Origin of the sequence: Candidatus Pelagibacter sp. IMCC9063 (assembly GCF_000195085.1) — a bacterium.
GTDB lineage: Bacteria > Pseudomonadota > Alphaproteobacteria > Pelagibacterales > Pelagibacteraceae > IMCC9063.
Genome location: NC_015380.1, coordinates 502,612 through 514,054, shown reverse-complemented (window position 1 = coordinate 514,054; position 11,443 = coordinate 502,612). Strand labels below are relative to the sequence as shown.

Annotated in this window: 13 protein-coding genes; 4 read left to right on the top strand and 9 right to left on the bottom strand. The window is 30.3% G+C overall.

Annotated features, from left to right (window positions below; genetic code table 11):
- Position 1: 1 nt before the first annotated feature.
- Positions 2-694 (top strand): glycosyltransferase family 2 protein, encoded by a 693-nt coding sequence (locus tag SAR11G3_RS02710; RefSeq protein ID WP_013695221.1) that lies wholly within the window; start codon positions 2-4, stop codon positions 692-694.
- Here SAR11G3_RS02710 and SAR11G3_RS07270 read toward each other — a convergent pair.
- The 8 genes from SAR11G3_RS07270 to SAR11G3_RS07265 form a co-directional block, all read right to left on the bottom strand.
- Positions 687-890 (bottom strand): hypothetical protein, encoded by a 204-nt coding sequence (locus tag SAR11G3_RS07270; RefSeq protein WP_013695220.1) that lies wholly within the window; start codon positions 888-890, stop codon positions 687-689. The two genes, SAR11G3_RS02710 and SAR11G3_RS07270, sit on opposite strands and share 8 nt — an antisense overlap.
- Before the next feature lie 41 nt (positions 891-931).
- Positions 932-2,281: a hypothetical protein gene (locus SAR11G3_RS02700; protein ID WP_013695219.1), complete on the bottom strand. Its 1,350-nt coding sequence runs from the start codon at positions 2,279-2,281 to the stop codon at positions 932-934.
- Positions 2,282-2,605: a thioredoxin gene (gene trxA / locus SAR11G3_RS02695; protein WP_013695218.1), complete on the bottom strand. Its 324-nt coding sequence runs from the start codon at positions 2,603-2,605 to the stop codon at positions 2,282-2,284.
- Positions 2,606-2,660: 55 nt separating this feature from the next.
- Positions 2,661-4,082, bottom strand: a complete 1,422-nt coding sequence (locus tag SAR11G3_RS02690) for an exonuclease domain-containing protein (RefSeq protein ID WP_013695217.1) — start codon at positions 4,080-4,082, stop codon at positions 2,661-2,663.
- The gene (gene rmuC, locus SAR11G3_RS02685) at positions 4,082-5,002 is read right to left on the bottom strand and encodes a DNA recombination protein RmuC (RefSeq protein WP_013695216.1); all 921 of its coding nucleotides are present in this window, start codon (positions 5,000-5,002) and stop codon (positions 4,082-4,084) included. Before rmuC ends, SAR11G3_RS02690 begins: the two co-directional genes overlap by 1 nt.
- 185 nt (positions 5,003-5,187) lie before the next feature.
- Positions 5,188-6,531 (bottom strand): FAD-dependent oxidoreductase, encoded by a 1,344-nt coding sequence (locus SAR11G3_RS02680; protein WP_013695215.1) that lies wholly within the window; start codon positions 6,529-6,531, stop codon positions 5,188-5,190.
- Between the two features lie 255 nt (positions 6,532-6,786).
- A complete protein-coding gene (locus SAR11G3_RS02675) occupies positions 6,787-8,220 on the bottom strand; it encodes a protein adenylyltransferase SelO (protein ID WP_041862341.1) in 1,434 nt (477 codons plus the stop codon).
- A 147-nt stretch (positions 8,221-8,367) separates the two neighbouring features.
- Complete coding sequence (locus SAR11G3_RS07265; protein WP_013695212.1) at positions 8,368-8,550, bottom strand: hypothetical protein; 183 nt, start codon at positions 8,548-8,550, stop codon at positions 8,368-8,370.
- A gap of 559 nt (positions 8,551-9,109) precedes the next feature.
- On the opposite strand from SAR11G3_RS07265, the gene SAR11G3_RS02665 reads away from it, so the two are divergent.
- The 3 genes from SAR11G3_RS02665 to SAR11G3_RS02655 are packed head-to-tail and all read left to right on the top strand — an operon-like array spanning position 9,110 to position 10,148.
- Positions 9,110-9,436: a hypothetical protein gene (locus tag SAR11G3_RS02665; RefSeq protein WP_041862339.1), complete on the top strand. Its 327-nt coding sequence runs from the start codon at positions 9,110-9,112 to the stop codon at positions 9,434-9,436.
- Between the two features lie 25 nt (positions 9,437-9,461).
- The gene (locus SAR11G3_RS02660; protein WP_013695210.1) at positions 9,462-9,797 is read left to right on the top strand and encodes a hypothetical protein; all 336 of its coding nucleotides are present in this window, start codon (positions 9,462-9,464) and stop codon (positions 9,795-9,797) included.
- Between the two features lie 48 nt (positions 9,798-9,845).
- Entirely contained in the window at positions 9,846-10,148 is a 303-nt protein-coding gene (locus SAR11G3_RS02655; protein WP_013695209.1) for a hypothetical protein, read from the top strand.
- A gap of 208 nt (positions 10,149-10,356) precedes the next feature.
- Here SAR11G3_RS02655 and SAR11G3_RS02650 read toward each other — a convergent pair whose 3' ends face one another.
- The gene (locus tag SAR11G3_RS02650; protein ID WP_013695208.1) at positions 10,357-11,262 is read right to left on the bottom strand and encodes an AEC family transporter; all 906 of its coding nucleotides are present in this window, start codon (positions 11,260-11,262) and stop codon (positions 10,357-10,359) included.
- Positions 11,263-11,443: the final 181 nt, after the last annotated feature.

Here is an 11,443-nt window from a genome sequence, read left to right as displayed (position 1 = left end):
TATGAAATTAAGTATCATAATTCCTGTTTACAATGAAATAGTAACAATCAAAACTATTATTGATAAAGTAAAAAAATCAAATGTAGGCACGTGTCAAATTGAAATTATTGTTATAGATGACGCATCGACTGATGGTACTAAGGAAATATTAAACACTATTTCCGATCAAGTTGATAAAATAATTTTTAACCCCACAAACCGAGGTAAAGGATATTCCGTTCGAAAAGGAATTGATTCGTCATCGGGAGACATTATTTTAATACAAGATGCTGACTTGGAATACGATCCTGATGATTACAAGCATCTTATTGCTCCAATTGTGGACGGTAAAGCTGACGTGGTGTTTGGTTCCCGTTTTATTGGAGGCCAAGAAAGAAGGGTTATGTATTTTTGGCATACTCTTGCAAATCAATGCTTAACTCTTTTGTCTAATATGATGACAAACTTGAACTTAACTGACATGGAAACTTGCTATAAAGTTTTTAAAAAAAGTGAATTAAAAAAAATTGTTTTAAAAGAGGATCGTTTTGGCTTTGAACCAGAGATAACAGCAAAAATTGCAAAATTAAAAGTTAAAATATATGAAGTGGGCATTAGTTATTCAGGAAGAACCTACGCAGAAGGAAAAAAAATAGGCCTAAAGGATGCATTTAGTGCCTTAAGATGTATTTTTAGATACAGCTTTTTTAATTAATGCCTCTAACAATTCTATAAAACTTTTTGTCCTTAATAATCAATTTATCATTCTTGTAATTTTTTTGAGTAACATCGTCATTAAACCAAGGAAAATTATTATATTGATACAGGTCATTCCTTGATAGCTCAGAATTGATTCTATTAAAATTTTTGAGATTAAAAAATATAATTGAAATAATAATTATTACCAGCACTCCTCTTTTTTTTAGTTCAAAATCTTTTTGACAAATAAGAACTAATAAAAAAAAGAAAAAATTATTATACTTGCAAAACCAAACCTAAATTGGGGAACAGTATCAAGCCAGAAAAAAATACTAGTTAAGCTTAAAGCTAAAATAGATAATAATTCTTTAGTTTTAAATGAAATTATTTTTTTATTTTTTGAGATAATGAAATACATCGCAAAGTATAATGAGATGATAATTAATAGAAATTCAAAAACTTTATAAAAGAAATGAATATCTATCCAAACTTTGAACCAATGCCAATTTGATAAGTATTTTTTTTGATTTTTAATATTTTTATATTTTGAAATTTTCTGGTGATAAAAACCTTTGGCCCACGATTCAATCTCAACAGAATGTTTTTTAAGCTCCTCTTTCACTCCCCAGTCAATTTGTACTTTAGATAAACAGGTGTAATTTATTGGATAAAATATACACCCTGACCTTATAAAACTGTTAGAGAAAATAATCATCAACAGTAAAAAAATTAAAAACAAGTATTTCTTCTGAAAACTGCTTTTAATTAACTCGAAAATATTTTTACTCCAAAACAGTAGCAAAAATAATGGACTAAATAATAGTGATATTTTTTTAATAGAAATAGAGAAAATAAATAGAACAATAGATTTAAATATTTCACATCTCTTTTTTTTTAAAAAAAATAATTTATGAAAAATTATTAACAAAAGAAATTGAGCAATATAATCATAACCATACTCGTTCAGCCTAGTAAATTTGATAATAAGAAATGTTAAAATAAAAAAACAAAAAAACTTTTCTATTTTAGAAGTGTTTAATTTTTTAAAGTTCAAAAAAAAATATCCAACTGTAGAAATAAATATATGAAAAACTGGAATATTAATTAATTTATATTCAAAAAAGGGAAATATATAGAGAGCTTGAATATAGCTAAACAAGGATACATGAACAAACCTTAAGCTTATGTTTCCAGATCCTACAGTTAGTTTGTTTAGAAAAATTTCTTGAAGCCCAGGAAAATGATAAGTTAGAAAGTCTTCATGCAGTTTAGATATAAGAAGTGCTGAAAAAAATAATGATAAATAAAATATAATTTTTTTTAATGAAATAATATTTAAATTTTTTTCGAAAAAAAAATAAATACCAATTCCTAAAAAAAACAGGATAATATTAAATATAGGATTAAAAGAAGAAGTTAAATATAAACAATAGCCTATTATTAAATAAAATATATTTCCAAATAAGTTTAACTCAAAATAATTAACATTTTTGCTTTGAGTGGATAAAAAACTTATTAATATTTTTCCGTATCCTGAAGAGGAAATAAAAAAAAATAAATAAAATAGATAAAATAAAATTAGATCTAAAATAATTTTAGTCAATTATCTTACTTTACTATCTAACCACTCTTTAATATTTGATTTATTTGCTGCGCCTACCTTAGTGTCAATTAATTGACCACCACTAAACAAAAGCATAGTTGGGATTCCTCGAACACCATATTTTGTTGGTGTGTTGGGAGAATCGTCAATATTATGTTTTGCAATCACAAGCTTATCTGCCATTTCATCTGACAGTTCCTCTAAAACAGGGCCTACCATTTTGCATGGTCCACACCATTCAGCCCAAAAATCTACTAATACCGGCTTTTCTGATTTTAATACTTCGTTTTCAAAATTGTCGTCGGTTACTTGTTTTGTTGCCATAAAGAATCTCCTAAGGTTAAAAAAACAAAGTTAAACATCTACCTTAATTTGTCAACTATGCGTCTTGATATTTTTTTTCAATCTCTTCTAAAAAATTATTAAGATCATTCATCATAGCTAAGCGCTCTGTGTCATTCTCTTCTTCATATTTTGCTCTTAAATTATCAAGTTCATTATAAGCTTTTGGAATGGTATTCCATTTTTCATCATTAGTACTTAAGATTTGCTTTGCTATTGCACGATGAATTTCATCATGCATATCTTTGGGTAAAATAGATGGATTCTCTTCATACATTAAACGTTTTGCAAAATAGTTAAATCTTTGGTCTTTAAATTTATCTGCAATTAATAACTTATCTTTCCAGTCAGATTGGTGAAATGTTTTCATAGTTGACTTGTCTTGCTCTGATGCAAACCCACCTGAATAAATAGACTCTTCTGCCTGAACGTCTAATTGAGAATCTAAATCTTCTTTTTCTTGGGCTTCTTCTTCTAAGATTCTTGCCACTTTATTTTTAAATTCTTCATTATTTTTTATTAATTCTGCCCTCTCTATTAATTTAGCCATCCCTAATTGTTTGTATCCTTCAAAATTTTCTCCAAATTTTGGATTCATAATAATTGGATGCTTATTGTTTTTGACAGACCTAATTATTTTAGGACTTTTTTTCATTGCTTTTTTCAAGTCTTCCATACTCATATTAAAATAAGTATTGGGATCTTCCTTAAGGTCAAAACATTGAGGCCAACTATATTTTGGATGAAAGCCTAAAAAGGTAACTACATAAGGTCTTGCCTTTCCATAAAAATATTCGTTAAAACAAAATAATTTTTCATTTTGGACGATGGTATTTACTTCCGCCTTGCTAGTGGTCATCAAGCTTGCTTTCCAAACAGCGGGAGCTTTATCTGAAATAATTTTTGCGATCCCAATTGTTGCCAATACATCTCCAATAGCATCATGTGCGTTGCCATGCTCAATGCCATTCATGGGTGCAAGCTGGTCTAATTTAAAAACAGGGTTCCCTTTGTCACTGGTGGGAGTTTTTATGCAATCAGGATAATACAAATGCGCAGTGCGAGCCAATCCTAAAATGTCTCCACGTTTATTTCCATTGAATTGCGTCAGGTAGGGATCATTTAAAGTTTTAAATAAAGTTTTTCTTAAAAACTCTTCATCAAATCCTATAGAATTGTATCCAATAAAAATAGCAGGCGTCCATTTTTTAAAAGTCTGTAACATTTGATCTACCAACCCATAGTGAGAAAGGTTTGTCTTTCTGAGCATATCAGGTGTTGTTTTATTGACTAAAAGAGCCCCTGGTTCTGGAACCAATCCTGGCCTTAATCCACACTTTGCTTCAAATCTATCTAACTCTTGAAATTCGGCATTTACCAAAACTGCCCCCACTTGAATAATTTGATCCCAAGTTCCAGAACGGCCTGTTGTCTCAAAATCGTAAAATGCATAATTCATTATTTATCTCCTTCTATTTTTTCTATATTGTTTCCATCAATTTCTTCAATTTTGTCAGCCCGACGTTGAATTTTTTCTGCAGAGACTTTTATATTCCTAAACTGATCTGCAACTAGATTGAATTTTTTCTCAACGTCCTCTGTTCTCTCAACTAATCTTCCAACATCTTTACCGATCAATCCTATTTCTTTGATAATTAATTGAGCTTTTTTTGTCATTTCTGAATCTTTTAAAAATACACGTAAAGTATTTAACAATCCCCACAGATAAGAGGGTGAAACAATTAAAACATTTTTTTCTCTTGCTTTTTGCATCAAATCTACATCGCTATCCATAACAGACCGGTATACAGATTCTGATCTTATGAACATAATTGCATGAGGAGCCGTTTCTCCCGAAATAATATAATCCTCTGATATTTTTTTTACATTTTTCATTACGTCTTCTTCAAACAATTTTTTAAAACGCTTAATGTCTTCATCGTTTTCTGCAGCTACATAATTTTTGAAGTTTTCAAGAACAAACTTTGAGTCAATACAAATTCTAGAATTAGGGTCTCCAAAATCAATTAAGCAGTCCACTCGTTTATTGTTGGAAAGGGTTTCCTGAAACTTTAAATATTGCTTAGGAAGACGATCTCGCAATAGCTTTTCTAATTCCACCTCAGAAAAAGCACCACGTTCTTGTCTGTCATTTAACATTCCTTGAAAATTTTTAAATGTACTATCAATTGAGGATTGCATGGTATTCATATTTTTTGCAGCCTCTTCCAACTTCACAAAACGCTCCATTAAACTTGATAGCTGTGTGCTTAGAACTTCATTTTCTGATCCAGAAGCACTTTTTCGATTGGATAAAGAAGAGTAAATAATAAATATTAAGACAACAACGCAAGTTAAAATAAGAACTGTATCTGTCATAAATAAAATACATGAGAAAAATAGTGGAGATTAAATCATCTCTAACAATTAGCTTCCCAATGCAATGTTTACTAATTTTAGTTAACTAGAGCTTAACATGATTCTCTATCTTGATAATAAAGGGACTTTTTTTGGCTTTTTAGAAAAAAAGGCCTTGTTAAATAAGGATAATTTGGGTTCGTTTGTCACACAAGGGTAACTAACTCTTCTGATGAAGTGGGATGAACAGGGACCGTATTTCTTAAATCATTAAGGGTAAATGTTTTGGCAAAAGAGATGGCTAATGATTGAATGATTTCAGCTGCAGACTCTCCAATGTAGATAATACCAAAAATTTTCTCTGTTTTTGGTTGGTATAAAACTTTAATAAACACAGGATTATTTTTATTAGAAAAGGCATATTTTAATGGCTTAAATTCAGTTTGTAAGATTTTGTAATTAATGCTTCTTTTTTGTAGATCATTTTCTCCAAGGCCAATGTGGCCCACTTCTGGCTGGGTAAAAATGCCGGAGGCAATTTTATCATAATTTAGAGTTTGTTTCTTTTTGGTAGTTAAATAATTAACCAAATATACAGCTTCACGAATAGCAACTGGGGTTAAATTTTTTCTATTAGTTACATCTCCTAAGGCAAAAATATTTTTATTAGAAGTTTGTGATAAAGCATTAACTTTAATAGCACCATGCTTAGTCAACTTCACTTTAGATTTTTCTAACCCCAGGCTCTGAATGCAGGGAACTCTTCCCGTTGCAAATATTACTAAATTTGTGGTTATCTTTTTTTTATTAGTCACCACAACAATAGATTTTCCTTTTTTGGTTAAGGATTGGACAGAAGACTCATCATAGATATTAATTTTCTTACGAATAGCTGATTGTAAAATTTTTGTTCCGATATCCTTATCAAATTCATTTAAAATTGTTTTTTTTCTCACAATCAAATTCACATTGTAATTTAAGTTTTTTAATAAAAATGCAAACTCCAAGGCTATATAGCCACTTCCTACAATACTGATATTTTTAGGAATTTTTTTCATTTCAAAAAATTGGTCTGAATTAATAGCCAATTCTCTTCCTGGGATATTTGGCATGGATGGAGTCGAACCTGTTGAAATAATAAATTTTTTTGCTGAAATAATTTTTTTACTTTTCTTTAAAACAATAGAATTGGAATTGTAAAAACTACCCTCTTCTTGAATGATAGTTACTCCTACTCTTTCTAAGTTTTTAATATAAATTTTATTGAGTCTTGTTATTTCTTTATTTTTGCTAGAAAATAATTTACTCCAATTGTGTGTTGGCTCTTTTGAAATTCTCCAGCCAAAGCTTGTAGCATCAGAGAAATAATCTTTAAAATTAGAGGCATATACGTATAGCTTTTTAGGCACACAACCTCTGATGACACACGTGCCTCCCACTCTACTTTTTTCTAAAATACATACTTTGTAACCCTTAGTTGCCATTAAGCGCGCAAAACGAACTCCTGCTGATCCTGCACCGACTACAATATAATCATATTTTTTTTTCATACTTAATATTATTCTAATAGTGCTAACTTAATACGATCTATTTTTTTAGTAATTTTTTTAACCTAGCTTTGCCTCTTGCTTTTCTTTGCTTGTGAATTGTGTCTAATTCTTTTCTTTTGAGAATTAGTTTTTTCATGTCTAGCTTCATTTATTTTAAAAATAACATTCTTTTTAAGGTCAGGTCTTTTCTAGCATAATAGTGATTTAAAGTTGCTGCTAAATGCGTAATGAGCAAAACTGTATGTATCATGTAAATTAAGTTCCACAAAAGGTTTGATAAGGAATGCTGCTAGCAGGGCCTGGGTCTTGAAATTGTTTAATATTATTTGAATTATTGTAAGGATTTCTTAGAACAGAAAGCAAAGATGCTACTGATTCAAAGTTACCCTCATGAGCTAATTTCAATGAATCTTCTACTTGATAATTTCTTGGAATAACCAAAGGATTGTTCTTTCGCATAGTTTCTCTATTCGGCTTTCTTATCCTTAATTTTTTGTAACATTCTTGAAATGCCTGGTCTTGATATACTGGTTGGTCAAAAGTTTCGTTCATGATTGATACAAAAGTATTGGTATAATCTGCTTTATTATTTTGCATCCACGTAAGCAGCTCCTTGATTAGAAGACTGTCTTCTTCGACGCCACCTTTAATTCCCAATTTATTTCTCATCATTTCCAGGCTTTTGTTAATATAAATTTTACTAAATTCATTTACTTCCTCTTCAAGCATTTCAATTGCTTTATTTAAATCTACATCAATCAAAGGAATAAGTGTTTCTGCAAAACGAGCCATGTTCCATTTGGCAATGATAGGTTGATTTCCATAGGCATATCTTCCTTGCTGATCAATAGAACTAAACTTAGTTTTGGGATCGTAAGAATCCATGAATGCACATGGTCCGTAATCTATACTCTCTCCAGATATGGCAACGTTATCTGTATTCAGAACTCCATGAATAAAACCAACTCTCATATAATTAACAATCAAATCCGCATGCCTATTCATAACAGCTCGAAATAATTGAAGTGCAGGATTTTTTTGTCCTTTTAATTCTTGGTAATGTCTATCTATGCAGTACATAATTAATTCTTGTAAAGTATTGATATCTTTTTGTGCGGCTACAAACTCAAAAGTTCCCACGCGTATATGACTAGCCGCCACTCTAGTAAGAATAGCTCCTGGCAGAATAGTTTCTCTCACTACATCTTCTCCAGTTGTTACCACCGCTAAGCTTCTGCTAGTTGGAATATTTAAAAAATGAATTGCTTCGCTAATAATGTATTCGCGTAGCATAGGTCCCAATGCAGCCCTACCATCTCCTGATCGCGAATATGGTGTAACACCAGATCCTTTAAATTGAATATCAAATCTTTTTTTATTGGGGGCAATGTGTTCTCCTAGCACCACTGCTCGTCCATCCCCTAACATGGTAAGATGCCCAAACTGATGCCCTGCATAAGCTTCTGCCCAAGGAGTGGTTTGTTCTGGAATAGTGTTACCAGATAAATAAGAAGCTTTTTCTTGTTCATCTAAGCTAGAAAAGTTTAAGCCTAACTCTTGCTCTAGTTGAGCGTTGTACAAAACAACCTTTGGATTCTTAACGGGAACTGGCGGTAATTTTGATACCATTATATCCGCAAGCTTTAGATAACTATTTTGAAAATTCCATCCAATATTATTTTGTGTCATATTAATATTTATTTAAAATATTTTTATAAAATAATCTATTGAAAAAGATGATAAGCACACCAAACCATTAGTCCTATAAAAAAAAACCATAAAAAACTATTTTCAATTAATTCCAGGTTTTTAGATGATAAAAATTTATGGAGATATTTAAGCATTGTCTGTATACGAAAAAGTATACATCACAGCAGAGGATTTAGAAATAGCAGTACTGAGTAATTTCCTTTGCTGAAGCATCTCTACTAGTTGTGGGCATATAACCTTTGAGATTTCTTCCAAACTTATGTTGTTATTTTTGGTTCCACCCTCTTTATATATTGAAACTCTAAACATATTTATTCTTCTTCTTCTTTAGGACTTTGGCACCAGATTAAAAAAAACATAAAAACAACGGTGGCTAAGATACCAACTAGGAACAATGTTACGCCTACAGCTACTTCCATAATTATTTTTTAATTAAGTTTGTTTAAGGAAAAATTAAGTTTTTTTGATTAAGCTTATCTTTACTTAACTATTCCTATCACATGAGCACCTAATTGATATAAGTGAAATATATTTCCATGTATTAATTGCATGAATTTATTTGTTCCTTAATTGCTCACTTAATGAAGCTTTTTTTTGTAAATTTGAAACACTTCTTCTTTGTAGAAACAATTGTAAAATAAATTAAGCGCCTCACTAAGGCCACTAGCTGTCATGCAATTTAAACAATACTCCCTGCGTAAAATTACCTTAGTAAACAATCATTATTTAATTTAATTTTACCAGTTAAGAATGTTTTCTCCCCAGAAAGTTAGTTAACTGGTAATATTAAATTAGAAAATACACCTCCCTTTAAATCACGTTCAAATTTTGTTTGTTTAATTAACAAATAGCGTTAATCTATTTGGATATGAAAAAAAAAGTGCAAAACAAATCTTGTCCTTGGTCTAGTACCTGCCCACAAATCATCAAATGTATGGGGTATTTTTTAAAAGCATATGCAGGAGTAGGAATTGCCATTGCTTTATTCATGTTGGTAGGTCTTCAAATTGAAGAACAGTATCGTGGAATACGAAATATGGACAACTGCATTAATCACTTAAGTGCTGGTCAAGCTAAACTTACAGAACAAGAAAAAAACTTTGCTTGTGCGAATATTTATCGAGAGAGCGCTTCTTTATTCGAATATTATCGAGGTAACGTATTGCAGTTTATGCCCAAAGATTCTTTTAAATAAATATTATTAACTATCTTGAAAAAAAATGTTTTTTTTTCTTAAAATTTTATTTGCAGCAATAGTTATAGCGTTTGCTAGTTGGCTGTCTGGAAAAAAACCAGAATTGTCGGGTTTTCTTATTGCACTTCCCTTGGCAAGTTTAATGGCACTTATTTTTTCTTACCTGGAACACAAAAACCCGGAAACTTCGATTACTTTTGCCAAAAGCATTCTGGTTGGTGTGCCTGTTTCTTATTTGTTTTTTCTTCCTTTCTTTTTTGCAAAAAGTCTTGGTATGAATTTTTGGCTTATTTACTCCATAGGTATTGGTCTTTTAATAGTGGGATTTTTTGCTCACAAATATATTGTATCTTTGTTTTAGACATTAGATCCATAGTTTGATATTTTATTCATAAATCAAGAGGTTACTTTGTTAAAATTTATTTCCAATATATTTAAATCCAAAAATAAAAAGATTGAAGAGGAGGCATTTCTTTATCTTCAAAAAGTTAGCTCTATTTCTAAACAAATTGCAGCAGAAAAGAATGTGACCAAGCTAAGTAATTTAGCCTTTTCTTTGAAAAAAAATTACGAACTTGCCATTAATCTTTTTAAAGAAATAGATTACGACATGAGCCAAATTGAAAAAGCTTACTTTGATCCCCAAAAAACACTTTCCGCTGATAATTATAAAAAAGTAGAATCTATTCTTAAAAATTTTGAAAAGTCTTAATGAAAGTGTCCTTAATTGTAATTATTGCAATTATAATTGTATTCGTACTCATTATTTTTCCTTTAATAATTTCTAAAAAAGCTGAAAAAAAAGATCATTTTTAATTTGGTATGCCAAAAAAGAAGAAAAAAACTTATCAACAAAAAATAAAAAAAAAGCGCCAGAAGAAAAATACCAAAGGTATTTTAAAAATCATAAAACAAATAACTTAATCAAAAGCAGTTAGTGCGATAAAAACTATAACGGGAATAGTAACAACAGATATAAAGGTAGATGTTGCAATGACACTAGCAATATTATCTGCCTGTTCCTTGGGTGAATACATTTTAGCTAAAAGGTAGGTAAGTACTGCAGCTGGCATAGAGCATTGAATAAATAAAACTCCTGCTTGATACCCCGTCAGACCAAAAAATTTGATCACTGCAAATGCAATAATTGGGCCTCCAATTAGTCTCGCGAAAGAAATAATTAATGTTTTCTTAATGCTTACTGTTCTTAAACTACTCAAAGCTATTCCCAATGAACTGAGCACCAGAACAATAGTGGTATATCCCAGGAGCATAGTCGTGTTGGAAACAAATTTAGGAACTGGAATTTTAAAATATAAAAAAATACCTGCAATACAAATGACATAAAGAGGTATGGATTTTAATAAAGGCTCTATACTAAACTTTCCTTTTGCTAAAAAAATATTTACCGTAAAGTGCAGAATCATAATTACAGATGCAATCGCGCTTGCAATTGAAAAACCTTTCGCCCCATAGGCAAACAAACAAAAGGCCATACCCATATTTCCCATATTGGGTAAAATAATAGGCGGCAATTCTCGCAAAATATTTCTCTTAAGAATTATTAGTAATATAACTCCCATAAGCGTAAATAACCCTATGCAAAGAAGAGTAATGCCTGCAAATTTTAAAAAAATATTAAAATCCAAATTACTTAAGGTAAGTGAATAAAACAAAAGACTGGGAACTCCTACGGTTCCAGCAAAGGAAGTAATAACGTTGGAGTCAAAATCTGGATTTTTTTTCCCGAATAAATATCCAATTCCAATAATAAAAAATACAGGAAAAATAACCTCGAATAATTTTTTTAGAATCTCTATTTCCATTAAATGGCTTAAAGAAAAATATATTTATCCGCTAAATAAAGAGCAAATCCAATCGCCAATCCAAGTAAGATCCAGTGAAGACTTTCTTTTAACATAAATTATTACTACTGATTATTTCTCTGGTTAAAAATAAAAAAGGACGCGAACTATATGAATAGCGTCCTTTTCAAAAAACTAATAC

What these genes read in the sequence shown, in the direction of transcription:
- SAR11G3_RS02710 (WP_013695221.1), top strand. Translation starts at nt 2, where the DNA reads ATGAAATTAAGTATCATAATTCCTGTTTACAATGAAATAGTAACAATC.
- SAR11G3_RS02690 (WP_013695217.1), bottom strand. Translation starts at nt 4,082, where the DNA reads ATGAATTATGCATTTTACGATTTTGAGACAACAGGCCGTTCTGGAACT.
- trxA (WP_013695218.1), bottom strand. Translation starts at nt 2,605, where the DNA reads ATGGCAACAAAACAAGTAACCGACGACAATTTTGAAAACGAAGTATTA.
- SAR11G3_RS02675 (WP_041862341.1), bottom strand. Translation starts at nt 8,220, where the DNA reads ATGACACAAAATAATATTGGATGGAATTTTCAAAATAGTTATCTAAAG.
- SAR11G3_RS02680 (WP_013695215.1), bottom strand. Translation starts at nt 6,531, where the DNA reads ATGAAAAAAAAATATGATTATATTGTAGTCGGTGCAGGATCAGCAGGA.
- SAR11G3_RS02665 (WP_041862339.1), top strand. Translation starts at nt 9,110, where the DNA reads ATGAAAAAAAAAGTGCAAAACAAATCTTGTCCTTGGTCTAGTACCTGC.
- rmuC (WP_013695216.1), bottom strand. Translation starts at nt 5,002, where the DNA reads ATGACAGATACAGTTCTTATTTTAACTTGCGTTGTTGTCTTAATATTT.
- SAR11G3_RS07265 (WP_013695212.1), bottom strand. Translation starts at nt 8,550, where the DNA reads ATGTTTAGAGTTTCAATATATAAAGAGGGTGGAACCAAAAATAACAAC.
- SAR11G3_RS02650 (WP_013695208.1), bottom strand. Translation starts at nt 11,262, where the DNA reads ATGGAAATAGAGATTCTAAAAAAATTATTCGAGGTTATTTTTCCTGTA.
- SAR11G3_RS02660 (WP_013695210.1), top strand. Translation starts at nt 9,462, where the DNA reads ATGTTTTTTTTTCTTAAAATTTTATTTGCAGCAATAGTTATAGCGTTT.